This is a genomic window from Bacillus sp. SH5-2 (assembly GCF_008368905.1).
In the GTDB taxonomy this organism is placed as follows: Bacteria; Bacillota; Bacilli; order Bacillales; family Bacillaceae_G; genus Bacillus_A; species Bacillus_A luti.
In genome coordinates this window covers 107,860-131,136 of record NZ_QOSD01000007.1, presented here as the reverse complement: position 1 = coordinate 131,136, position 23,277 = coordinate 107,860, and the positions used below count along the sequence as shown (strand labels likewise).

Below are 23,277 nucleotides of genomic sequence, written 5' to 3'. Positions count from 1 at the left end.
AACCGCCAATTGGCGGTTTTTTTATGGAAGCGGCAAGCTCTTCGTGTCTAAGCACCTTAGCCAGTCAGAGCTGAACGAGCCGCCTCCGCTTTATATGAAATCCAGCTCCGGCTCCTAGCCCTTCACGTCTAAGAACCTTCCCCACGAGAAGGTAAAAAGCACCTTCTGTGGGAAAGAACCTTAGCCGTCAGGGCAAAACAGTCGCCTTCGCTTTATATCGAAATCCAGCTCCAGCAGCAAGAATATTCGGTGGCTTCGCGCCTTTCTGCGAGGCAAAAAGCGCCTCTACGTCAGGAGCTCCATCCCCCTCGCATTCTAAGCGAGCCGCCTCCGCTTTATATGTTACCTACGTTTTCTACTTAATCCCATTGCGTTTTCTACTTTGCGTAGTTGTTTGAATGCGACGCGGTTTGCTTTTTCGGCACCTTTGTCTAGAATTTCGTCTAGTTCTGGTGAGTTGATTAGTTCGTTATATTTGTCTTGGATTGGGCGAATTGCTTCTACGACTACTTGAGCTAGGTCGCCTTTGAAGTCGCCGTATCCTTTTCCTTCGTACATTGCTTCTATTTCTTCAACTGTTTTTCCTGAGAATGAAGAGTAAATTGTTAATAAGTTAGAGATACCAGGTTTGTTTTCTTTATCAAATTTCACGATACCTTCAGAATCAGTTACGGCACTTTTAATTTTCTTTTCGATTGTTTTTGGTTCATCAAGCATGCTGATCATTGATTTTGGATTTGGATCAGATTTACTCATTTTTTTCGTTGGCTCTGTTAATGACATAACGCGAGCTCCTACTTTTGGAATGCGAATTTCAGGCATTGTGAAGATTTCACGGTAACGTTTGTTGAAACGCTCTGCTAAGTCGCGTGTTAATTCGATATGTTGCTTTTGGTCGTCACCAACTGGTACGATTTCTGTGTTATAAAGTAAAATATCAGCAGCCATTAATGGTGGATACGTAAGTAATCCAGCTGGAACTGAATCTCTACCTGATGCTTTATCTTTATATTGCGTCATACGCTCTAATTCTCCAACGTAAGCAACAGATTGCATGATCCAGCCTAGCTGAGCGTGTGCTGGTACTTCTGACTGTACAAATAAAGTAGCTTTTTCAGGATCGATGCCGCATGCTACATAAAGTGCAGCAAGACTGCGGATGTTTTTACGAAGTTGTACGGGATCTTGAGGTACTGTAATAGCATGTTGGTTTACAATACAGAAATAACAGTCGTGTTCGTTTTGAAGCTCTGTAAATTGCTTCATAGCTCCTAAATAGTTTCCAAGTGTAATCGTTCCACTCGGCTGAATACCAGAAAAGATAACTGACATAAGTAATTCCTCCTAAAATTGAATGCGTGATAGGGAAGAGAAGGCAAACAAAAAAGCCCATTCATCCCAAAAATGATAGGGACGAATGGACCGCGGTACCACCCTAATTATTTCACTACTGTGAAATCTCTCTAATCCATAATAACGTTTGGATATAACGCCAAAGCCTACTACTTTCGGTTCGGTTTGGTGCTCAAAAGCCCATTCCACATTGTACAATTACTTGTTCACACCAACCACAAGCTCTCTGAAATTGCCTCAATATGTACTCCTCTTCATCATCGCATACATATAAATTTATTTATTGTGACTTGAGCTCTTTTAATATGAAAGAACTAAAGTTTTATAACAAAATGTTTTGCTGATAATTATATCATATGGGATAGTGTTTGCAAACTACATCAAAATAGTAAAGCTAATGAGAGTCGAGAACACCCCAAGTACGATACCTGTAATACATATAGGATATGTCCATTTGAATGAATATGTTTTATAAATACGTTCTTTCTTATTAATAGGTTCCTCTGCTTCTTCAATTAAAGAGTCTATTTTTTTGTTCGTACCAAATACTTTTTGGAAGGCGTAAAGAGTTACATTAAAAAATCCATTTTGAAATATGTATAAAAAACCACCAACCAGAATAAAAAATAGCGCGATATAAAACGAGATATTGACAAAGTTCAACAAAAATTGAGATGAAATGAGGAATGCGCCAATACTAGAAGCAATTATCGCTATGAAAATTAGTATACAAGTATGAAAAAAAACTTTATTCAAAATATTCCCCTCCGTCAAAATATTACTAGAATTATTATACTATAAAAGCTATAATAAGTACTAGAAATAATTTTTTGAAAATTATACGCAATTAAAGGTCTGATTTCAAGATGATGGTAGCAATGTTAACGTATACCTTTACAGAAAAATAAAAATATAAACATTTTATTAAAAATTTTAACAAAAAAACAAAAAACTATATTCACAATCGTCGTATTATATGTATAATGAAAATTGTAGAAACTTGGAGATTATTCTTTCAATTCTACTTTTTAACAAGTGAGGGTACAGGAAGTGCAATTAGGGGAGGCAACACAACATGAAGAAAAAGATACCGTTATTACTTGCATCAACTTTAACTGCAAGTATGTTGCTTGGCGCGTGTAGCTACCAAAAAGATGACGCAAAAGCAAAAGGGAAAGAGAACGCTACTAGTAGTAGTAACGGAAAACAGATTCTTAATTTAACAGAGTTATCTGAAATTCCGTCAATGGATGCATCATTAGCATCTGATTCTTCATCTTCTACAGCTTTAAATAATACGATGGAAGGCTTGTATCGTACGGGCAAAGATCAAAAGAGAATGCCTGGAGTTGCTGAAGATGTTGAAAAGCTAGACGATGGGAAGAAATACATATTTAAATTAAGAAAAGATGCGAAATGGTCGAATGGGGAACCTGTAACAGCTAAAGACTTTGTGTATTCATGGAAAAGAGCAGTAAATCCAGATACAAAAGCGACGTATTCGTACATTATGTTTGATATTAAAAATGCAGAGAAGATTCATAAAAAAGAATTACCTGCTGACCAATTAGGTGTAAAAGCGATTGATGATTATACATTAGAAGTGGAATTAGACAACCCTGTTCCTTACTTTATTGATTTAACAGTTTATCCAGTGTTTTACCCACTAAATGAAAACTTTGTAAAAGCACAAGGTGATAAGTTCGGTTTAGAGGCAAATACAACACTATATAACGGGCCATTCGTAATGAGTGATTGGAAACATGAACAAAGTTTCCAATTCAAGAAGAACCCTTCGTATTGGGATAATAAAACGGTTAAAATCGAAGAGATCAATTTTAATATTGTAAAAAATACAGCAACTGATGTAAATTTATATGAGACAAACGCGATTGATCGTGCGGCTTTAACGTCGGAATTTGTTGATAAATTTAGACAGAGTCCAGAGTTCCAAACAAGAAAAGAAGCAGGGGTTGCTTACTTAAGATTTAATCAAAGTAATCAGTACTTAAGTAATAAAAACTTAAGAAAAGCAATTTCAATGTCATTTGACCGTGATAACATTGCAAAAGTTATTTTAAATAACGGTGCAATTGGAGCTTACGGATTTGTTGGAAAAGATTTCGCTGAAGGTCCGAATAAAAAAGATTTCCGAGCTGAAAACGGAAAGTTAGTTGAAACAAATCCAAAAGAAGCGAAGAAGCTTTGGGAAACAGCGAAGAAAGAGCTTGGCACTGATAAAATTGAACTAGAATTCTTAAACTTTGATAATGAAGATGCTAAAAAAGTTGGCGAATTCTTAAAAGGTGAGATGGAAAAGAACTTACCTGGTTTAACGATTAAAATGAAACAGCAGCCATTCGCACAAAAAAATAAATTAGAAGATTCTCAGCAATATGATATTGCGTTTGGTATTTGGGGACCAGATTTCCCAGATCCAATCTCATATTTAGATATGTTTGTTACGAATGGTTCTCAAAATAAAACAGGATATGCTAATCCGAAATATGATGAGTTAATTCTAAAAGCTAAAACAGATACAAAAGATTTACAAGCTCGCTGGAACAACCTTTTAGAAGTAGAGAAAATGCTAATTAAAGAGGATGCGGTTATCGCTCCAATCTTCCAAAAAGGTTCAGCGTATGTAGTAAAAGGTGCTGTAAAAGATATTATCCCAATCAACTATGGTGGTAAATTAACTTACAAATGGGCATCTGTTGAATAAAAATAATCTTTTTTTCCATCGTTTACAAGGGTATATGCCTATGATGGGCATATGCTCTTATTTTAAAAAAATAAAAGTAAGAATATTTTAAACTATCTTATTGCTTTTGAGAAAAACGGGGAGGTGCTTGACTATGGGACGTTATGTATTAAAACGTTTCGTGTACATGGCTTTGACATTATTTTTAATTACTACACTGACTTTCTTTTTGATGAAATTACTTCCGGGTTCTCCGCTTAAAAACCAGGAGAAGCTATCACCGGCACAAAAAGAAATCATTCTTGAAAAATACGGATTGAATGATCCAGTACCAGTTCAATATGCACGTTACTTAGGTAACTTAGCAAAAGGTGATTTAGGGGTATCATTCCAATATGATAACCGCCCAGTAACAGACATGATTGTGGATCGCATTGGACCATCCGCACAACTTGGTTTACAAGCGATCATATTAGGAACATTTATCGGATTAATTTTAGGTATTGTTGCCGCACTTCGTAATAATACGTGGGTGGATTATAGTGCAACAGTTATTTCGGTACTCGGAATGTCGGTACCATCATTCGTATTCGCCGCATTACTGCAATATTTCGTAGGGGTAAAACTTGGCTGGTTCCCAGTAGCCTTCTGGAAAGGACCAGAGTTTACTGTAATGCCTACAATTGCATTATCGATGGGAGTTATCGCAACAATCGCACGTTTCTCTCGCGCAGAATTAATTGAAGTTATGCAGTCTGACTATATTTTAACAGCGAAAGCAAAAGGGATTAGCCAAGGCGTTATCATTGTAAAACACGCACTTCGTAACGCGTTAATTCCAGTTGTAACAATCTTAGGACCAATGGTTGCTGCATTAATTACAGGAACACTTGTTATCGAGCAAATTTATGCTGTACCAGGACTTGGGGAACAATTCGTTAAATCGATTACTTTAAATGACTATACAGTTATTATGGGAACTACGATTTTCTATAGCGCAATCTTCATTTTAGTTATTTTCATTGTCGATATTTTATACGGAATTATTGATCCTCGTATTCGTTTAGCGGGAGGGAAAAAATGATGAAAGATGTACAAAAATTATCTCCAGATCTATTTCAACAAGCAAATCAAAATAATGTTGATAATGAAGTCATTGCCCGTCCAAGCTTAACGTTTTGGCAAGATGTAAGAAGACGTTTGTTCCAACATAAAGGTGCGATGCTTGGTCTTGTATTACTAGTTATCATCACACTATTAGCGATTTTTGGACCTGTGGTAAGTAAACACTCGTATAAAGAGCAAGATTTAGGTCGTGCGAAATTACCACCGAAAATTCCAGTTATTGAAAATGTTCATTGGTTACCATTTGACGGTACAGATCAATATGGTGTTGACCAATATGCAAAACGTGATATTAAAGAGTACTTCTGGTTTGGTACAGATGATCTTGGCCGCGACTTATGGACAAGAACATGGGAAGGTACACGCGTATCATTATATATCGCTCTTTTAGCAGCAGCAATTGACTTAGTAATTGGGGTTGCATACGGAGGAGTTTCAGCATTCTATGGCGGTAGAGTAGATAATATTATGCAACGTATTATGGAGATTATTAACGGTATTCCATACTTAATCATCGTTATTTTAATGGTAATCATTATGGGATCTGGTATTTGGTCGATTACACTCGCAATGGCAATTACAGGTTGGATAGGGATGTCGCGGATTGTTCGTGGACAAATCTTAAAGTTAAAAAACCAAGAGTATGTATTAGCATCTCGTACATTAGGTGCTACGAACACGCAATTAATTGTAAAACACTTAATTCCAAACGTAATGGGACCTATTATCGTAATGACAATGTTTACAATTCCATCAGCGGTGTTTGGTGAAGCATTCTTAAGTTTCATCGGTTTAGGAATTCAACCACCATTCGCATCACTTGGTTCTCTTGTAAACGATGGATATAAGTCAATTCAAACGTATCCACACATGATGTTCATCCCTGCGGTTGTCATCAGTATGTTAATTTTAGCATTTAACTTAATGGCAGATGGATTACGCGATGCGTTAGATCCAAAAATGCGTAAGTAAACGAGGAGGGAGAAGTAAAAATGAAAACATTGTTAGAGGTAAAAGATTTACAAGTCTCCTTTGATACACATGCAGGTGAAGTACAAGCAGTGCGCGGAGTTACTTTTGATTTGAAAAAAGGGGAAACATTAGCGATTGTAGGAGAGTCTGGTTCTGGGAAATCAGTTACTTCTAAAGCGCTAATGGGATTAATCCCGAATCCTCCAGGACGTATTAAAAATGGAGAGATTGTATTTGATGGTCGTGATTTAACGAAATTAACGGAAAAAGAAATGCAGCAAGTACGTGGTAAAGATATCGCGATGATTTTCCAAGATCCTATGACATCATTAAATCCAACAATGACAATTGGGAATCAAATTATGGAAGGTCTTATTAAACACCAAGGGATGAGTAGAGCTGATGCACGGAAAGTTGCGTTAGAATTAATTGACCTTGTAGGTATTCCAAATCCAGAAGCGCGTTTAAAACAATATCCTCACCAATTCTCAGGTGGTATGAGACAGCGTGTAGTTATTGCGATGGCGTTAGCTTGTAACCCGAAATTATTAATTGCCGATGAGCCGACAACAGCGCTAGACGTTACAATTCAGGCGCAAATTTTAGAGCTTATGAAAGACATTCAGCAAAAGACAGAAGCAGCAATCATTTTCATTACGCATGACTTAGGTGTAGTAGCAAACGTTGCTGACCGAGTTGCGGTTATGTACGCTGGTAAAGTTGTTGAAATTGGAACTGTAGATGAAATTTTCTACAATCCGAAACATCCATACACTTGGGGTTTAATCGCATCTATGCCAAGCTTAGATGGATCAGAGGAAGAATTATACGCAATCCCTGGAACGCCTCCAGATTTATTAAAACCGCCAAAGGGAGATGCTTTTGCACCACGTAACCCACAGGCGCTGAAAATTGATTTTGAAATGGAACCACCTTTATTTAAAGTAAGTGATACACACTATGCGGCAACTTGGTTACTTCATGAGCAAGCTCCAGAAGTGAAACCGCCGGCAGTCGTTGAAAAACGCATTCTTCAAATGAAAGCAGGTGAACAACATGACTAAACAACGTGAGAAATTAATTGAAGTGAAAAATGTACAACAACACTTTAACGTAAGTGGTGGTGTTGTCAAAGCGGTTAATGATATTTCATTTGACATTTATCGCGGTGAAACATTTGGACTTGTAGGAGAATCTGGTTGTGGTAAATCAACAACTGGAAGAACGATCATTCGTTTATATGATGCAACTGCTGGTGAAGTGTTGTTCGATGGTGAAAATGTACATGGTAAAAAATCACGTGCAGAACTGAAGAAGTTCAACCGTAAAATGCAAATGATTTTCCAAGATCCATATGCATCATTAAATCCTCGTATGACAGTAGGGGATATTATTGCAGAAGGTATTGATATTCATGGACTAGCAAAAAATAAAAAAGAGCGTATGGACCGTGTTCACGAACTATTAAACACAGTTGGTTTAAATAAAGAACACGCAAACCGTTTCCCGCACGAATTCTCAGGTGGACAACGCCAACGTATCGGTATCGCTCGTGCACTTGCTGTAGAACCTGAATTTATCATTGCCGATGAGCCAATCTCAGCACTTGACGTATCAATCCAGGCGCAAGTTGTAAACTTACTGAAAAAGCTACAAAAAGAAAAAGGTTTAACATACTTATTCATTGCCCATGATTTATCAATGGTAAAATACATTAGTGACCGCATCGGTGTAATGTACCGTGGTCAAATCGTTGAGTTAACAACAAGTGATGAGTTATATGCGAATCCAATTCATCCATATACAAAATCACTACTATCAGCAATTCCGCTTCCAGATCCAGATTATGAGCGCAATCGTAAACGTATCGTATACGATCCATCTCAACATGATTATGGTAGTGAAGCACCAACAATGCGCGAAATTCGCCCAGGACATTTCGTATTATGTTCTGAAGCAGAGTATAAGAAATATAAAGAAATCTATCAATAATAGAAAGAGCCATTCTTCTGTCAGGGAAGAATGGCTCTTTCTATTATTTAAAGAATCTCCAATATAAATTTCATTTACAAGTGAATGCCTCTCGATCAAAGGAGTGCTATTGCGCCTGAACAGAAACACTCTCATCTTGCTCTTCTGGTTTCACAAGGGCATAACTTTCCCACGCTCTACTTCTCCAGCGGAAGAACATAATAATGGCACGGGTCCATTCATCGATAGCGATCGCTAGCCAAATACCAACTAGCCCCATGTCTAAATGGAAGACGAAGAAATATCCGAGCGGTAAACTCATTAATACCATAGAGAATGCACCGATTAAAACAGGATATTTTGCATCACCAGCTGCACGAAGTGAGTTAATGATGACGATGTTCATCGTACGTCCTGTTTCCAGTAGTATACTTAGTAAAAGAACTGACGCACCTAATGAAATAATGTGCGGATTATCTGTAAACAGTCCCATTAACTGTGTGCGGAATGAAATAACGAGGATGACCATACATAAAGTTACGCCAATTGCCCACCTTACGCTTTTCCATACGCGGTCATATGCTTCATCTTTTTCGCCGCCACCAACAAGGCGGCCGATAATAATTGCAGTTCCCATACCGATCGCAATTGCGAATAAATAAGTGAACATCGAGATGTTAGTAGCATATTGTCTAGCTGCTAATGATTCCGTTCCTAAGTATGTTGCATAATATAGGAAGACAATTTGGCAAGCTTGATACATAACTTGTTCGAATGCCGATGGAATGCCGATTTTTAAAATTTTTCCGACGTATTCTTTTGATAAGGTGAAGTAATATTGTAATTTCACACGGTATTCCATAACGCGGTATAGTAACCAGAAGAAAACAATAAGTGCGATAAGTCGACTGACAGCAGAAGAAATGGCTGCCCCTTGCACACCTAGCTCTGGGAAACCGAATTTCCCGAAAATGAGTACGTAGTTTCCTGCAATATGAATAATATTCATCCCAAGTGAAATAAACATCGCTTGCTTTGTGAAACCGTGTACGCGGATAATTGCAGCTAATGAGTTAATAATAGCTTGAAGGAAGATAGCTCCCCCTACGATAGATAAATAGTTTTGCGCATACGTTAATACGTCGCCTTGTAAGTTCATTGCCATCATCATATGTTTTGAAAATAAAAGAAAACCAGCACTTATAACGAGCCCGACTACTAAATTTAATGTAACGGCTAATGCTGATATTTTAGATGCCTCCATAAAACGTTTGGAACCGAGGTATTGAGATACAACGATAGCTGCGCCGTTCCCGATGACTTCTAGTACCAAAATAGCGATATGGAGATATTGATTTGCTGCACCAACCCCAGATACAGCATCGTCTGATAATGCACTTAACATGAAAGTATCAGCGATCCCCATCAACATAAAAAGAAAAACTTCTAGAAAAATAGGCCATGTTAATAAGAATAAACTTAATTTCTCAGTCGGCCTGTTTTTTGAGTGAGTTGCTGTCATGTCCGTCCCCTCTTTACCGATATCTATTTTTAGCAAGGTGTATCGTAACATACTTTCTTATCCTTTGCACTCATTTTAACCTACATATTTTTAATATGAAGGGAGCGCTATTTTATGTTAAAAAGTGAAGGATAATTATACGGAAAATATAATGAGATATAAAATTTGTTTTTCTCTGATAATTTAGAAAAATATAAAAATTAGTATTTTTTGCACTTTAGCACGGATAAACGGTAATATGAAACGTTTACAAAGAGTTATTTTTTGACAGAAAATTTTAATAAAATAGAAATATAAATATACAAAAAATATATTTGTGTGTATAATATGAATTGTTAGAACATATATATATTTCTTTTTGTTTGAAAATGAAAGGGCTAACATTTTTTTGGAGGGTGGAAATATGAAAAAAAAGATGCCGGTTTTTGTATTATCAACGGTAGCAATGAGCATGATTTTAGGGGCATGTAGTTATGACAAGGAAGAGCCGCAAGCGAACGCAAAAGGGGATAGCGGGAAGAGCGGTACAAAGCAAGTTATAAACTTAGTTGAAACACAAGAAATTCCAACGATGGATCCAGCTTTATCAGCTGATGCGGTTTCTTCAAAAGTAATGAACAATACAATGGAAGGTTTATATCGTCTTGGAAAAGATGATAAGCTAGTTCCAGGTGTAGCGAAAGAATTCCAAAAATCCGAAGATGGTAAAAAATATACATTTAAATTACGTGAAGATGCAAAATGGTCAAATGGTGAACCTGTAACTGCGAAAGATTTCGTATATGCATGGCAAAGAGCAATTAATCCAGATACAGCAGCGAAATCAGCATACATTATGTATGACATAAAAAATGCAGAGAAAATTAACAAAAAAGAGATGAGTCCAGATCAATTAGGCGTAAAAGCAATTGATGATCATACATTAGAAGTGGAATTAGACAACTCGATTCCGTATCTTGTAGATTTAATGGTCTATCCAATCTTCTATCCTGTGAATGAAAAGTTTGTGAAAGAGCAAGGTACGAAGTTTGGTTTGGAAGCAAATACAACGCTTTATAATGGACCATTTACATTAAGTGATTGGCAACATGAACGTAGCTTTAAAATGACAAAGAGTTCATCTTATTGGGACAATAAAGAAGTGAAACTTGAAGAAGTAAACTTTAATATTGTAAAAGATACAGCTACGCCAATTAATTTATATGAAACAAACGCAATCGACCGAGCGACGTTATTAGCGGAATTCATCGATAAATATAAAGGCAAACCTGATTTCAAAACAGTAGAAGATACATCTGTATTCTTCCTTCGTTTAAATCAGAAAGATCCAGCTTTAGCAAATAAAAATATTCGTAAAGCGATTTCACTTGCTTTTGACCGTAAACCATTCGTTGATACACTATTAAATAACGGTTCTAAGCCAGCAACGGGATTAATTCCTGATAACTTCATTAAAGGACCGGATAAAAAGGATTTCCGTGCTGAAAATGGGGATATTGTAAAACCAAATGTGAAAGAAGCGAAAAAATATTGGGAAGCTGGTAAGAAAGAGCTTGGCAAAAATGAAATCGAATTAGAATTATTAAATGAAGATGTTGAATTATCGAAGAAAACTGGTGAATATTTAAAAGGTGAGCTAGAAAAGAATTTACCAGGTTTAACAGTGAAAATTAAACAACAACCATTCGCACAAAAACTAAAATTAGAAGATGCGGGCGATTATGTAATGTCATTCTCTGGATGGAGTGCAGACTTCCCAGATCCAGTTACATATCTTGATATGTTTGTAACTGATGGATCACAAAATAAAATGAAGTACTCTAATCCGAAATATGATGAAATTATTATGAAAGCGAAAAAAGATGGTAGCGATGTAAATGCTCGTTGGAAAAACTTACTTGAAGCAGAAAAAATGTTACTTGATGACGCTGCGATTGTTCCAGTATATCAACGTGGTAGAGCGTATTTACAAAGAGAAACAATTAAAGATATGTACAACCATAAATATGGTGGCGATGTAAGTTTCAAATGGGCATCAGTAGGAAAATAACAAAAAAGCAGGTGATTACCTGCTTTTTTTTAATACGTGCGTTTTTTATAAATACCTTTTCCACCAACTTGGTTCCAGCCAGATTGTACATCCAAACTTTTGTTAACAAACTTCATTTTTTCTTTTCCGCCAAAGAGTTTTTCTCCGATGCTATTTGTAATGACTCCAATCAATGCTGTTATTCCGATGATGAGGGCAGCGACAGTGGCAAAATCAATAAAAAAAGCAATCATTTTCAAAATCCCCCTTTGCCTGTCTGTATTTTTATTGTATGAGATAAAGAGAGAAAAAGAAAGAAATGTCAGAAAAATATTTAAATCGCTTTAGAAATCATCTAGACAGGGGGAAGGATATTTGTTAGAATGAGAACAAATGTTCCTTTTGTTTTTACCTGTATGTCTTACATTTTTTAATTGAATTATCAGGAAAAAGTAAGAAAACGTTCTCTTGTTCATAGGAAAGAGTATGGGAATATAACTATATATCATATGAAAAATCTATGAAAAGTGAGTGTTAAAAAGGGTTGAATGTCGTTGTTAAAGGACAGTTTAAGTGAGTGTAATCATGTTACATAGCAGTGAAATACACGGAAGAGTTTTCTCAACTAACAGGAAATTTACTGTATATTTCTTGTAAAATCTATTGTATAATGATTATAGAAGTTACTTATTAAAAGTAATTGTTGTTTATTAAAAGTTGTTGCTTACATGAAATGCGATTTTTGCACTTTTCAATAAGACAAGTTATCGCGAAAAATTGCTGAAGTTAGAAATTTAAACTGTGATTAGTACAGAATTTGTACTCTTTAAGGAGAGTGAGCTTTGTATGGTAACATTATATAGTTCTCCAAGCTGTACGTCTTGTAGAAAGGCGAAATTATGGCTAGAGGAAAATCATATTCCTTATACAGAACGTAATATTTTCTCAGATCCATTAACGATTGAGGAAATTAAAGAGATTTTACGTATGACAGAAAGCGGAACGGATGAGATTATTTCTACTCGTTCGAAAGTTTTCCAAGAATTAAATGTAAACTTAGAGTCTTTACCACTTCAAGATTTATATAAGATGATTCGTGACTATCCAGGAATTTTACGTCGTCCAATTATGATCGACGAAAAACGTCTTCAAGTAGGTTACAACGAAGACGAAATCCGCCGTTTCTTACCACGTACAGTAAGAACGTTCCAATTACGTGAAGCACAGCGTCTTGTAAATTAATTATAATAATATGAAAACCTTCTACCTATTATATAGTAGAAGGTTTTTTTTAATGTTTCACATTCCGTAATCGAACTTGTTGAACGATAATACCGATGCATAGAACAGTGAAAATGAATAAGTAAGGAATGCCCGTAGTGAAACTTGGATTGTTATGAAAGAAAGTTGCAAGTCTATCTTCGTGTGTAACCATTTTTCCTGCTGTATAGGAAAGAATTGCTGCGCCGCAATAAATGAGGAGTGGAAAGCGTTCCATAAGTATTAAAATAAGTTTGCTGCCCCAAATAATGATCGGTATAGAAATTAACAAGCCGATTATGACGAGTAAAAACCTCCCGTGAGCTGCACCTGCAATGGCGATAACATTATCAAACCCCATAACGAGATCCGCGAATACAATTGTACGCACAGCTTGGAATAAAGTTGTTTTTCCTTGAATAGAAGAAAGGTCGTTGCTATTATCAGTTAATAAATTGACTGCAATTAATGTAAGTAAGATACCGCCAGTAAGCTGTAGAAATGGAATGTCGAGTAAGTAGACAGCTAGTATGGTAAGGAGAATTCGTAGTACAATTGCTAAAATAGTACCGATTAAAATGGCTTTATTTCGTTTAGGTTCAGGTAAATTTCGGCTAGCTAATGCGATGACAATTGCGTTATCACCACCTAATACAACATCGATACCGACAATCATTAGTACAGATGTTAAAAACTCTAAGTCCATTCGTCTGCCTCCATTTATGATGTTTTAATAAGCGAACTATATGTATGTGATGAAGAAAGTTTCCTGTATCTTGGGGACTAAAAAATCTTCTGTAATAGAAGTTTCACTTTATTACAGTGTACGGGGGAATGTGGAAATGTATGTCCAAATTTTTTGTGAGTAAGAAATCGCTATAATGATATATTTGTGTAGATGATCAAATGAAGATAGGCATATAACTATTTTTGTAAAATAAATCGATTTTATTTCCATTCTGGAGAATCTTATCATAAAATGAGAGTACAAGAATCTATTGATTTGTCATATGAGTGGGGAATCCCTTCATAACAATTCTAAGCAGGAAGGGAGAGTTGTATTTTGGAAATTGAAAGAATTAATGACCATACAATGAAATTTTTTATTACGTACGTTGATATAGAGGACAGAGGATTTAATCGTGAAGAAATTTGGTATGACCGCGAACGAAGTGAAGAGCTCTTTTGGGAGATGATGGACGAAGCTCGTGATCATGACGATTTCTTTATTGATGGACCGCTATGGATCCAAGTGCAAGCAGTCGATAAAGGGATTGAAGTACTTGTAACGAAAGCAGAGCTGTCAAAGGATGGACAAAAGCTGGAACTGCCAATAGGTGTAGATAAAATTATAGACATTCCTCTAGATGAAGGAATCGAATCATTATTCCAGCAAGAATTAGTGGAAGAGGTAGAGGAACAAGCAGGAACAAACTTTAATGAAGATGGTACGTTTGGCTTTTTAATTAAGTTTAATGATTTTGAAGATGTTATTTCATTAAGTCATCGTCTTATCTTTGAGGATATAAAAGATGAGCTGTATTCGTTTGAGGACCGCTATTATGTATATGTGGAATTCGATGAAGTGCTACATGATGAAGAGGAAATTGATCGTATTTTAAGTATTATTTTAGAATATGGAGAAGAATCTACTTTAACAATTCATCGTGTAGGTGAGTATGGGAAACAAATTGTGAAAGAGCATGCGCTTGAAACAATTCGCAATAATTTTCCTGCTAAAACGTAGGCCGATTTCTGTAGTATGAAATCGGCTTTTTATATGAAGAATAGGAAAGCTTTCTTAGTAAGGAGGTAAGAGATGAAAAATACGTTAAAGTTGATTTTCTTTGTTTTACTATTGTTCGCATTATTTGTTTCGTTACGTATGTTTATTGATGTAGCATTTTATTCGGATGTAATTGGGATAAAAGATGTTTCAATTTTAGGTATTATTAGTATTTTATTTACGGTATCTGCATTTTTAATTGGCTGCGTTATTTTCTTAGAGAACCGTCATCCGTCTAAAACACTTACATGGCTCATTGTGTTAGGTATTTTTCCGGTATTTGGATTCTTCGCTTATTTATTATTTGGACAGAACTTTCGGAGAAAAAGAATGTTCCAGAAGAAGGCGTTACTTGATGAACAGGCGTTTTTACAATACAAGGGACATGAAGATTATGAAGAGCGAATTTTGCGTGATCATAAGCATCAAGAGTTGTTATTTCGTTTAGCGGATCGACTAGGTGCTTTAAATATTTCATTCCAAACTGAAACGAGAACATTAACAAATGGAGATGAAACGTTTCAGGCTATTTTAGACGGATTGAAACGAGCGAAACATCATATTCATATGGAATATTACATTGTACGTGATGATAAGCTAGGAACAGAAATTAAAGATATTTTAATACAGAAATCCAAAGAAGGCGTTGTCGTTCGTTTTTTATATGATGCGGTTGGAAGTTTTAAGTTATCGAAATCGTATATTGAAGAATTAAACGATGCGGGTGTAGAAATGATTCCTTTCTTTCCTGTGCGCTTTCCGATTTTAAACGATAAAATTAATTATCGAAACCACCGGAAAATCGTTATTATTGATGGAAATGAAGGGTTTGTAGGTGGACTGAATATTGGTGATGAATATTTAGGGAAGGATAAATATTTCGGTTTTTGGCGAGATACGCACCTATATTTACGTGGTGAAGCTGTTCAAAGCTTACAACTTATTTTCCTTCAAGATTGGTTTTATATGACTGGTGAGGCTGTGTTAGCCCCTGAATATTTACAAGCGACAGCAGTAGAAGGGGAAAACTGGGGAGGAGTGCAACTCGTTGCAGGCGGACCAGATAATAAATGGGAAACGATTAAACATTTGTATTTTGCAATGATTGCTTCTGCTCGGAAATCCATTTGGATTGCAACGCCGTATTTCATTCCGGATGATGATATTTTATCAGCATTAAAGGTAGCGGCACTTGCTGGTATCGACGTTCGTTTACTCATGCCGAGTAAACCTGATAAGCGTACTGTCTTTTACGCATCAAGATCGTACTTCCCAGAGCTTTTAGATGCAGGAGTAAAGATATATGAATATGAAAAAGGTTTTCTTCATAGTAAAGTGGTCATCGTCGATTCTGATTCAGCTTCCATTGGAACAGCAAATATGGATATGAGAAGTTTTCATTTGAATTTTGAGGTAAATGCCTTTTTATATGATACAGATAGCATTCGAAAACTCGTTCAAGACTTTAAAGAAGATATAGAAGAATCAAGTGAAATTCATGTCGATCGTTTTCATAAAAGACGTCTTCATAGACGGATTGTGGAATCGACGTACCGGTTATTATCACCGTTGTTATAGAAAGAGATGTCCGAAATTCGGACATCTCTTTTTTAAAGGAATTTGTAACAAATTGTAGAATATAAGGAGCTGAAAGGGTGTGATTCAAATGTTTATCGCTAAAAGAGAAAATGGAGAGAAAATTCATCTACTCTATAATCGTGATGAAGTGCTTTTACAACGTATGCGCAAAAAGGAACGCTTCTTTTGCATAGCTTGCGGAAAGGAAGTGCGAATGAAATTAGGGACGCAAAAAAGTTGGCATTTTGCTCATAAGAAAGTTGATTCATGTCTTGCCTTTTATGAAGCAGAATCTATATATCATATGCACGGTAAAGAATTGTTATATAGATGGTTGAAACGTCAAAAGTTTCATGTGAATATAGAGCATTATCTTCCAGAAATTCAGCAAAGGCCAGATATTTTCGTAGAGAGAGCAGGTAGAAAAGTTGCGATTGAATATCAATGTGCGAATCTTTCCGTAGAGCAGCTTTCGAAACGAACATACTCGTATTGGCAAGCTGGCATCCAGGTCATCTGGATTATTGGTGGAAATCAATTAAAAAAGCAATCTGCATATTGGATGAAATTCTCCTCGTTTTTGGCTTTTTCCTTACAATCTTATCCTCAGCCACTTCTTATTTTCTTCTGTCCGAAACAAAAATCATTTATGAAATGTGCATTTATCACTCCGTTTTCTACAAATGTCTCTTTCTCACATACTATTTATTTATCAAGCGATACGACTACTGTTGATCTGCTTTTTTCCTCCGTTCCTTTCCAAAAAGAAAAATTAGAGCAAGAGTGGAAGAAAAGGAAAATCTACTTTCGGCAAAATGCTCTGCCAATTTGGAAATATAATTATCAGTCACTATTACGCCTCTTATATCAATTAAAATGCCCTCCAGCAAACTTTCCTTCTGAAATTGGTGTCCCGCTTCCGTCTGCATTTGCTTTTCAAACGAATCCATTTATATGGCAAGCTGTTCTATATATGAAGTGTATAGGGGAACTTGTAGTAGGGGATTGTATTTCTCTTCAATATGTGTGTAGTTATGTGAAGAAGTATTCGAAAAGACGTCTACTTCCCTATTTCTCGCGGCACATATGGAAAGAGGCAGTTACCGAATATATGACCTTTTTATGTTATGTAGGTGTCTTGCATAAAGTGGGAACTTATACGTACGAGAAAATAAGGGATGTAGTTATGTTGCACACAGAGGAAGACATTAGGAAGCATGATGAAATATGTTTAGCGTATGCCCTATCTTTATTTGAGGTAAAGTTTAACATGAGAGATGGAAAAGGGGATATAATAAAGGGGGATTGTGAAGGAATTACATAGAAAAAAAACGAATTGTACTTAAGTAGAGATATTTAAAGGAGGGCTTTAAGAATGTCTGAACAAAACAAAACAAAAACATTACCAGATCGCAATGAGATTGAAGAGGCAAATACGTGGCGATTAGAAGATATTTTCCAAACAGATGCAGAATGGGAAAAGGAATTCCAAGCTATTAAAGAGTTATTACCGAAGTTAACTGAATTTAAAGGTAAGCTTGGTGACTCTGCGAACAACTTACTTGAGGCACTGCAATATGAAGATGAGATTTCAATGCGATTAGGTAAGCTATATACATATGCTCATATGCGTTACGATCAAGATACGACAAACTCTGTATATCAAGCATTAAATGATCGTGCGACAAATTTATACTCACAAGTATCTAGTAGTACAGCTTATATCGTGCCTGAAATTTTAACGATTTCAGAAGATACACTGCAAACATTCTTGAAAGAAAATAGAGATTTAAGTGTATATGAGCATGCATTAGAAGAAATTACGCGTCAACGCCCGCACGTATTATCTGAAGCGGAAGAAGCTTTACTAGCGGAAGCGTCTGAAGTGATGAGTGCATCTAGTAATACATTCGGTATGTTGAATAATGCGGATTTAAAATTCCCATCTATTAAAGGTGAGGATGGAGAAGAAATAGAAATTACGCATGGCCGTTACATTCAGTTTTTGGAAAGTGATGATCGTCGTGTCCGCGAAGATGCATTCAAAGCTGTTTATGAAACGTACGGGAAATTTAAGAACACATTCTCAAGTACGTTAAGCGGTGCAGTGAAACGTAATAATTTCAGTGCACGCGTTCGTAAATATGATTCTGCTCGCCAAGCTGCGTTAAGTAATAATAATATTCCAGAAGCAGTATACGATCAACTCGTTGAAACAGTAAATGACAACTTGCATTTATTACATCGTTACATCGATATTCGTAAGCGCGCACTAGGACTTGATGAGCTTCATATGTACGATTTATATACACCGCTCGTACCAGAAGTGAAAATGAATGTGAAATATGAAGAAGCACAAGACCTGTTATTAAAATCTTTAAATGTACTTGGTGATGAGTATGTTGAAATTTTGAAAGAAGCATATGAAAATCGTTGGGTAGATGTGTATGAGAATAAAGGAAAGAGAAGCGGAGCATATTCATCTGGTGCATACGGGACAAATCCGTATATTTTAATGAACTGGCATGATAATGTAAATAATTTATTTACACTTGCTCATGAGTTTGGTCATTCGGTGCATAGTTACTATACAAGAAAGACACAGCCGCATGTATATGGGGATTATTCAATCTTCGTTGCAGAGGTAGCATCAACTTGTAATGAAGCGCTTCTAAATGATTATTTATTAAAAACGACAGAAGATAAGAAAGAGCGTCTATACTTATTAAATCATTACTTAGAAGGATTCCGTGGTACTGTATTCCGTCAAACGATGTTCGCAGAGTTTGAGCATATTATTCATAAGAAAGTACAAGAAGGTCATGCTGTTACGCCAGATATGTTAACGGAAATCTACTATGATTTAAATAAGAAATATTTCGGTGACGCTTTAGTAATCGATGAAGAAATTGGCTTAGAGTGGTCTCGTATTCCGCACTTCTACTACAACTATTACGTATATCAATACGCAACAGGATTTAGTGCGGCAACGGCTCTATCGAAACAAATTTTAGAAGAAGGGCAACCAGCAGTAGAACGTTACATTAACGAGTTCTTAAAGGCAGGAAGCTCGGATTACCCAATTGAAGTACTGAAAAAAGCAGGAGTAGATATGGCGTCTCCAGAACCTGTAAAAGAAGCACTACAAGTATTTGAAGAGAAATTAAATGAATTAGAAGCATTATTATTTGAAGAGAAGTAATAGAAAAGACGAGGGATTTACCTCGTCTTTTTGTTTACATGTTATTCTGTCGATATTTGTCGAAAAGATATAGTGAATTTCCTTCTTTTTTCTAAATTAGAAGGCAGTTTTACAGTTAATTAATACCCTTTAAAACGTTTTTTATGGTTGAAATAAGAGAGAGCGATGACAATGACTCCGAATAAAAGAGGCAAGGCAATAATTTTAGGAAAAGCTTGTAGTAGGGAGAGGATGTACAAGAAAAAAGAAACGAAGACAGCTAGAAAGATAAGTAAAATATACGTTTTTTTCATACAGAACACCTCCAAAATAGCTTTTTTATAGCTTATTCAAAAATGAAAACGTTTAGAATGTGACAAAAGTGTGAAATTCGACAAAAGGGGTTGTCATCTGACGTCGAATCTTGTAATATAATAAGCGTGAACGAATTCACATACAAACATATACCCCTTTGTTTGAACGTGAAAATTTCTCCCATCCCCTTTAATATTTTTATAAGCCGTAAAGAAAAAGACCTGGTGTTTACACCAGGTCTTTTTCTATTGCTATCCATTTCCAATACCGTTCACATTTTACCTCAATCATTTGTACTTTTCGTTTCAGTTGCAATTTTTTTAGTTCGCGCTCGATTTCTTGCTGCGGGCAGTCATATATAAATGCTACTTCTTTCGAAGAGATAAATTGTGTTGCTTCTAGTAATACTTCTAAAGGTGGTAACGGTTCTGGTTCAATTTCACATTTTACGAGCTCTTTCAGTAATTGTACGTATACGTCATAGGAATACGTCCCAGCAATTTTAATACCTTCTTCATCTGAATTCGCATGAAAAAAGACGAGGGAAGGTATTTCTGTAATATGCATTTCATTCGTGAATTTTAAATCACACTGGAAAGCTTTTTTTGCGCTAGCAGAATGTAGGTCTTTTTTAAATTCTTCTACATCAATATCGCTATCTTTCGCACATGCAAGTAATAATTCGCAGTCAGGGTTTGATACATTTTTAAGGAAAATGTATTCTTGGAGTTTTCGCAAAAACTTCGAACCTGCTTTTCGACCCTGTAACTCCGCTGCCTTAATTGCCATCGAAACTAAATATGGTGTTGATGATGCTTCTTGCATATGTACCTTTCCATCACATGAAAAACCTTGTAAACTTGTTGTCTTTTCCCACACAAATCGAATATTAGCAGGTTTATTCCATTTGTGTGAGGAAGCGTTCGTTCCATCCACTTTTCCTGTTACGATATGACGAATAGAGAAGTATTTCCCGTATTCAAGCCATAGTTTAATAATAAAGGGCTCAATTTCCCAGCAATCTTTACAAAGTGGATCAATAAATAAATATGCTTCTACAGACTTATGCTCACATGCGGAAGGAGATGGCATATTTATATGCTTTGCTTCCTGCTTATCCATTACACTTCACCTGTTTCGTTTGGAGTATTAACCATATGCTGAGCAGTTAATGCTAAACGTTCAAAAACAAACTCTCTTATATGACCGTGCACTCCTGTATCATCCATTGCTTGCTCCATACATGATAGCCAAGCCTCTGCTCGTTTTGGAGTAATCTCAAACGGAAGATGGCGTGCTCTTAACATAGGATGACCATGTTCTTCAGTGTACAAATTAGGACCACCTAAATATTGTGTTAAAAATTGTTTTTGCTTCCTAGCGGTTTCTGTTAAATCATCTGGGAAGATGGGAGATAAGTCAGGGTGTTTACTGACATAGGAATAAAATGTGTCTACTAATATTGCAATGCATTGTTCACCGCCAATTGCTTCAAATGGTGTCATCGGTTGCTTGCTCATCCTTTATAAACTCCTTTTTCCATGAAATGTATATCTATTGTAGCAATGGAATGTTAGGGAGGGCAAATAAATAGCCTGCCAAACATTCGTTGCGTATTCTCCATGTTGCAAATGAATCATGTTCTTTTTTTAAGTGAGATGAATCCACTAGTAGAACGTATTCACTAGTGGAATTTTCACTTTAGCGTGCTTTGTTTTGTTTGGCAAGGAAAAAGCGTTTTACTTTGTTATTTGTATGACGAATTGGTATGTTATGTTGCGTTAATAAACGAATAAATGCAGCTTTTCCTGTTTCTTCATCTTGCACTTCAAATTCAATTTCATAATCATCGTGATTGTAATAGAAACTATGATCAAAGACAAGTGTTCCGCCTTCAAATAATGTTTCAGCTCTTTCTGTTGTTAAACTACCCATATAAGTTAGAGTAGAAACAGGAATTTGTAATTTGTGTAGTTGATCTACTACAGCGCCTTGAATAATTGTATTTGTTTCCATCATCAATCTTGCTTCATCTGCTGTTACGACTTGATGCGTTTCTAACAAGCCGACTTCTGCAGGTTGTTTCAACGTTAATGTATAAGTTGCCCCTTTATGACGAATACGAAGTGCAGAGCCAGCTGCTTTTAATGAGAAGCCCGGTGTTTCAAAGTAGTGATTCACTTGTTTTGTAAACACCTCAATAGAGAATAATTTACATAATGTATCGAATTCTTCTTCTGTAACAATATTTTTAAATTCAATTTCAATTTCTTGTGTCATTGTATATGCTCCTTTTGAAAAATAATTCTTTACACATTATCGCTTTTTCGCAAATTTGGTTCAATGTTTTATTTGTTTGCGTCCATGTTATGATACAATAATACTGTTAAGTAAGACAGGAAGTTGAGATGGAGGAGTTAGAGCATGCAAAATAAAATCCAAGTTAAGAGCGTAGAAAAGAGAGAGAATGCTCTTATTTTTTGTGCGGAAAATACTGAAATAGAGGTAAAGGAGTTAAGTGCACGTAATCACGTACTTGTAGACTCGGACAATTTATCATTTTTATATATCTTAGAAAACGAATCATCTTTCATTTATGTAAGTATTCCGCATACATGCTGGGAAGCGCTGCATGAAGCGATGAATAAAGATGCAGCAATGTTTATTCACGTGAATGGTATTGAAATGGAATTAGAAGGATTAAAAGAAGAAGTAGAATATTTAGTTGAAAATATTGAAGGTAATGCAAATTACGGAGAAGAATTAGTAACTGCTGTAGAAAAAGTATTTCTATAAGCAAATGGATTGATTTTGGTGGTGGTTGAAATGAATCGAAATTGGGAAGAATTTTTAGCACCTTATCATCAAGCGGTGGCAGAGCTGAAAGTGAAACTAAAAGGAATGCGTACACAGTTTACGATGTTGACGGAGCATTCCCCAATTGAGTTTGTAACTGGACGAGTGAAATCAGTTGCGAGTATTATCGATAAAGCGGAAAAAAGAAATGTACCGTTAGATCGGTTGAGAGAAGATATGCAGGATATTGCTGGTCTTAGAATGATGTGTCAATTCGTGGATGAGATTAAGCCTGTTGTAGAATATCTTCGAAAAAGAAATGACTTTGAAATCGTGGAAGAACGTGATTATGTCACGCAAAAGAAAGATAGCGGTTATCGCTCTTATCACGTTGTCATTAGTTACCCTGTTCAAACGATACAGGGGGAACAAAAAGTATTGGTAGAAATCCAAATACGCACGCTAGCAATGAACTTTTGGGCAACAATTGAGCATTCTTTAAATTATAAATATAGTGGGCGTTTTCCTGAAGATATAAAAATACGCTTACAACGTGCAGCGGAAGCAGCGTTTTTATTAGATGAAGAAATGTCTTCTATTCGTCTTGAAATTCAAGAAGCGCAGAAGATTTTTTCAAGAAAGCAAGAAGCGAAAGATTCCGAATCATAAACTAAAGGGTGTTGGG

General features: G+C 36.0%; 22 protein-coding genes and 1 other annotated feature. Of the genes, 13 read left to right on the top strand and 9 right to left on the bottom strand.

The features are described from left to right. Nucleotides 1-342 precede the first annotated feature (342 nt). Both trpS and DN410_RS07005 read right to left on the bottom strand, forming a co-directional pair. Complete coding sequence (gene trpS / locus DN410_RS07010) at nucleotides 343-1,332, bottom strand: tryptophan--tRNA ligase (RefSeq protein ID WP_063546790.1); 990 nt, start codon at nucleotides 1,330-1,332, stop codon at nucleotides 343-345. Between the two features lie 74 nt (nucleotides 1,333-1,406). Then, nucleotides 1,407-1,623: a binding site (T-box leader), on the bottom strand. 105 nt (nucleotides 1,624-1,728) lie between these two features. Next, a complete protein-coding gene (locus tag DN410_RS07005) occupies nucleotides 1,729-2,109 on the bottom strand; it encodes a DUF3899 domain-containing protein (RefSeq protein ID WP_149175951.1) in 381 nt (126 codons plus the stop codon). A gap of 319 nt (nucleotides 2,110-2,428) precedes the next feature. On the opposite strand from DN410_RS07005, the gene DN410_RS06995 reads away from it, so the two are divergent. The 5 genes from DN410_RS06995 (at nucleotide 2,429) to DN410_RS06975 (ending at nucleotide 8,146) form a co-directional block, all read left to right on the top strand. Then, nucleotides 2,429-4,078 carry a peptide ABC transporter substrate-binding protein gene (locus DN410_RS06995; RefSeq protein ID WP_149175950.1) on the top strand — a complete coding sequence of 550 codons (1,650 nt, stop codon included), beginning with the start codon at nucleotides 2,429-2,431 and terminating at the stop codon, nucleotides 4,076-4,078. A gap of 133 nt (nucleotides 4,079-4,211) precedes the next feature. Continuing rightward, nucleotides 4,212-5,141, top strand: coding sequence for an oligopeptide ABC transporter permease (gene opp3b / locus DN410_RS06990; protein WP_000534168.1), 930 nt, complete (start codon nucleotides 4,212-4,214; stop codon nucleotides 5,139-5,141). After that, a complete protein-coding gene (opp3C, locus tag DN410_RS06985; protein WP_000974108.1) occupies nucleotides 5,138-6,154 on the top strand; it encodes an oligopeptide ABC transporter permease in 1,017 nt (338 codons plus the stop codon). Before opp3b ends, opp3C begins: the two co-directional genes overlap by 4 nt. 20 nt (nucleotides 6,155-6,174) lie before the next feature. After that, nucleotides 6,175-7,218 (top strand): ABC transporter ATP-binding protein, encoded by a 1,044-nt coding sequence (locus tag DN410_RS06980; protein ID WP_000854340.1) that lies wholly within the window; start codon nucleotides 6,175-6,177, stop codon nucleotides 7,216-7,218. Then, complete coding sequence (locus tag DN410_RS06975; RefSeq protein WP_149175949.1) at nucleotides 7,211-8,146, top strand: ABC transporter ATP-binding protein; 936 nt, start codon at nucleotides 7,211-7,213, stop codon at nucleotides 8,144-8,146. The genes DN410_RS06980 and DN410_RS06975 overlap by 8 nt, the downstream gene beginning before the upstream one ends. A gap of 106 nt (nucleotides 8,147-8,252) precedes the next feature. On the opposite strand, the gene DN410_RS06970 is transcribed toward DN410_RS06975, so the two are convergent. Next, nucleotides 8,253-9,698 (bottom strand): MATE family efflux transporter, encoded by a 1,446-nt coding sequence (locus tag DN410_RS06970; RefSeq protein WP_149175948.1) that lies wholly within the window; start codon nucleotides 9,696-9,698, stop codon nucleotides 8,253-8,255. A 352-nt stretch (nucleotides 9,699-10,050) separates the two neighbouring features. Between DN410_RS06970 and DN410_RS06965 the strand changes: the two genes are divergently transcribed. After that, a complete protein-coding gene (locus tag DN410_RS06965) occupies nucleotides 10,051-11,697 on the top strand; it encodes a peptide ABC transporter substrate-binding protein (RefSeq protein ID WP_149175947.1) in 1,647 nt (548 codons plus the stop codon). A gap of 29 nt (nucleotides 11,698-11,726) precedes the next feature. Here DN410_RS06965 and DN410_RS06960 read toward each other — a convergent pair whose 3' ends face one another. Further along, nucleotides 11,727-11,930 (bottom strand): hypothetical protein, encoded by a 204-nt coding sequence (locus DN410_RS06960; RefSeq protein WP_071711073.1) that lies wholly within the window; start codon nucleotides 11,928-11,930, stop codon nucleotides 11,727-11,729. Between the two features lie 592 nt (nucleotides 11,931-12,522). Between DN410_RS06960 and spx the strand changes: the two genes are divergently transcribed. Further along, nucleotides 12,523-12,918: a transcriptional regulator Spx gene (gene spx / locus DN410_RS06955; RefSeq protein WP_000258267.1), complete on the top strand. Its 396-nt coding sequence runs from the start codon at nucleotides 12,523-12,525 to the stop codon at nucleotides 12,916-12,918. A 49-nt stretch (nucleotides 12,919-12,967) separates the two neighbouring features. On the opposite strand, the gene DN410_RS06950 is transcribed toward spx, so the two are convergent. Then, on the bottom strand, nucleotides 12,968-13,642 hold the full coding sequence (locus DN410_RS06950; protein WP_149175946.1) for a TerC family protein: 675 nt from the start codon (nucleotides 13,640-13,642) through the stop codon (nucleotides 12,968-12,970). A gap of 357 nt (nucleotides 13,643-13,999) precedes the next feature. Between DN410_RS06950 and mecA the strand changes: the two genes are divergently transcribed. The 4 genes from mecA to pepF all read left to right on the top strand — a co-directional run bounded on the left by mecA (nucleotide 14,000) and on the right by pepF (nucleotide 19,502). After that, nucleotides 14,000-14,683: an adaptor protein MecA gene (mecA, locus tag DN410_RS06945; RefSeq protein ID WP_149175945.1), complete on the top strand. Its 684-nt coding sequence runs from the start codon at nucleotides 14,000-14,002 to the stop codon at nucleotides 14,681-14,683. A 72-nt stretch (nucleotides 14,684-14,755) separates the two neighbouring features. Then, entirely contained in the window at nucleotides 14,756-16,300 is a 1,545-nt protein-coding gene (locus tag DN410_RS06940; protein WP_149175944.1) for a cardiolipin synthase, read from the top strand. A 79-nt stretch (nucleotides 16,301-16,379) separates the two neighbouring features. Next, nucleotides 16,380-17,624 carry a competence protein CoiA gene (locus tag DN410_RS06935; RefSeq protein ID WP_149175943.1) on the top strand — a complete coding sequence of 415 codons (1,245 nt, stop codon included), beginning with the start codon at nucleotides 16,380-16,382 and terminating at the stop codon, nucleotides 17,622-17,624. A 51-nt stretch (nucleotides 17,625-17,675) separates the two neighbouring features. Next, entirely contained in the window at nucleotides 17,676-19,502 is a 1,827-nt protein-coding gene (gene pepF / locus DN410_RS06930) for an oligoendopeptidase F (RefSeq protein WP_149175942.1), read from the top strand. Between the two features lie 119 nt (nucleotides 19,503-19,621). Here the strand turns inward: pepF and DN410_RS27870 are convergent, their stop codons facing one another. The 4 genes from DN410_RS27870 to DN410_RS06915 form a co-directional block, all read right to left on the bottom strand. After that, nucleotides 19,622-19,795, bottom strand: a complete 174-nt coding sequence (locus DN410_RS27870; RefSeq protein WP_179958588.1) for a hypothetical protein — start codon at nucleotides 19,793-19,795, stop codon at nucleotides 19,622-19,624. Nucleotides 19,796-20,024: 229 nt separating this feature from the next. Beyond that, complete coding sequence (locus DN410_RS06925; RefSeq protein WP_000360661.1) at nucleotides 20,025-20,918, bottom strand: ClpXP adapter SpxH family protein; 894 nt, start codon at nucleotides 20,916-20,918, stop codon at nucleotides 20,025-20,027. Beyond that, nucleotides 20,918-21,316 carry a globin domain-containing protein gene (locus DN410_RS06920; RefSeq protein ID WP_000043382.1) on the bottom strand — a complete coding sequence of 133 codons (399 nt, stop codon included), beginning with the start codon at nucleotides 21,314-21,316 and terminating at the stop codon, nucleotides 20,918-20,920. The genes DN410_RS06925 and DN410_RS06920 overlap by 1 nt, the downstream gene beginning before the upstream one ends. A 181-nt stretch (nucleotides 21,317-21,497) precedes the next feature. Continuing rightward, nucleotides 21,498-22,076: a CYTH domain-containing protein gene (locus DN410_RS06915; protein WP_149175941.1), complete on the bottom strand. Its 579-nt coding sequence runs from the start codon at nucleotides 22,074-22,076 to the stop codon at nucleotides 21,498-21,500. Nucleotides 22,077-22,220: 144 nt separating this feature from the next. Between DN410_RS06915 and DN410_RS06910 the strand changes: the two genes are divergently transcribed. Together DN410_RS06910 and yjbM are read left to right on the top strand one after the other, a co-directional pair. After that, nucleotides 22,221-22,592 carry a UPF0738 family protein gene (locus DN410_RS06910; protein ID WP_149175940.1) on the top strand — a complete coding sequence of 124 codons (372 nt, stop codon included), beginning with the start codon at nucleotides 22,221-22,223 and terminating at the stop codon, nucleotides 22,590-22,592. A 30-nt stretch (nucleotides 22,593-22,622) separates the two neighbouring features. After that, nucleotides 22,623-23,261: a GTP diphosphokinase gene (yjbM, locus tag DN410_RS06905; protein ID WP_001081488.1), complete on the top strand. Its 639-nt coding sequence runs from the start codon at nucleotides 22,623-22,625 to the stop codon at nucleotides 23,259-23,261. Nucleotides 23,262-23,277 lie beyond the last annotated feature (16 nt).

What these genes read in the sequence shown, in the direction of transcription:
- trpS (WP_063546790.1), bottom strand. Translation starts at nt 1,332, where the DNA reads ATGTCAGTTATCTTTTCTGGTATTCAGCCGAGTGGAACGATTACACTT.
- DN410_RS06995 (WP_149175950.1), top strand. Translation starts at nt 2,429, where the DNA reads ATGAAGAAAAAGATACCGTTATTACTTGCATCAACTTTAACTGCAAGT.
- opp3b (WP_000534168.1), top strand. Translation starts at nt 4,212, where the DNA reads ATGGGACGTTATGTATTAAAACGTTTCGTGTACATGGCTTTGACATTA.
- opp3C (WP_000974108.1), top strand. Translation starts at nt 5,138, where the DNA reads ATGATGAAAGATGTACAAAAATTATCTCCAGATCTATTTCAACAAGCA.
- DN410_RS06980 (WP_000854340.1), top strand. Translation starts at nt 6,175, where the DNA reads ATGAAAACATTGTTAGAGGTAAAAGATTTACAAGTCTCCTTTGATACA.
- DN410_RS06975 (WP_149175949.1), top strand. Translation starts at nt 7,211, where the DNA reads ATGACTAAACAACGTGAGAAATTAATTGAAGTGAAAAATGTACAACAA.
- DN410_RS06970 (WP_149175948.1), bottom strand. Translation starts at nt 9,698, where the DNA reads ATGTTACGATACACCTTGCTAAAAATAGATATCGGTAAAGAGGGGACG.
- DN410_RS06965 (WP_149175947.1), top strand. Translation starts at nt 10,051, where the DNA reads ATGAAAAAAAAGATGCCGGTTTTTGTATTATCAACGGTAGCAATGAGC.
- DN410_RS06960 (WP_071711073.1), bottom strand. Translation starts at nt 11,930, where the DNA reads ATGATTGCTTTTTTTATTGATTTTGCCACTGTCGCTGCCCTCATCATC.
- spx (WP_000258267.1), top strand. Translation starts at nt 12,523, where the DNA reads ATGGTAACATTATATAGTTCTCCAAGCTGTACGTCTTGTAGAAAGGCG.
- DN410_RS06950 (WP_149175946.1), bottom strand. Translation starts at nt 13,642, where the DNA reads ATGGACTTAGAGTTTTTAACATCTGTACTAATGATTGTCGGTATCGAT.
- DN410_RS06940 (WP_149175944.1), top strand. Translation starts at nt 14,756, where the DNA reads ATGAAAAATACGTTAAAGTTGATTTTCTTTGTTTTACTATTGTTCGCA.
- pepF (WP_149175942.1), top strand. Translation starts at nt 17,676, where the DNA reads ATGTCTGAACAAAACAAAACAAAAACATTACCAGATCGCAATGAGATT.
- DN410_RS27870 (WP_179958588.1), bottom strand. Translation starts at nt 19,795, where the DNA reads ATGAAAAAAACGTATATTTTACTTATCTTTCTAGCTGTCTTCGTTTCT.
- DN410_RS06925 (WP_000360661.1), bottom strand. Translation starts at nt 20,918, where the DNA reads ATGGATAAGCAGGAAGCAAAGCATATAAATATGCCATCTCCTTCCGCA.
- DN410_RS06920 (WP_000043382.1), bottom strand. Translation starts at nt 21,316, where the DNA reads ATGAGCAAGCAACCGATGACACCATTTGAAGCAATTGGCGGTGAACAA.
- DN410_RS06915 (WP_149175941.1), bottom strand. Translation starts at nt 22,076, where the DNA reads ATGACACAAGAAATTGAAATTGAATTTAAAAATATTGTTACAGAAGAA.
- DN410_RS06910 (WP_149175940.1), top strand. Translation starts at nt 22,221, where the DNA reads ATGCAAAATAAAATCCAAGTTAAGAGCGTAGAAAAGAGAGAGAATGCT.
- yjbM (WP_001081488.1), top strand. Translation starts at nt 22,623, where the DNA reads ATGAATCGAAATTGGGAAGAATTTTTAGCACCTTATCATCAAGCGGTG.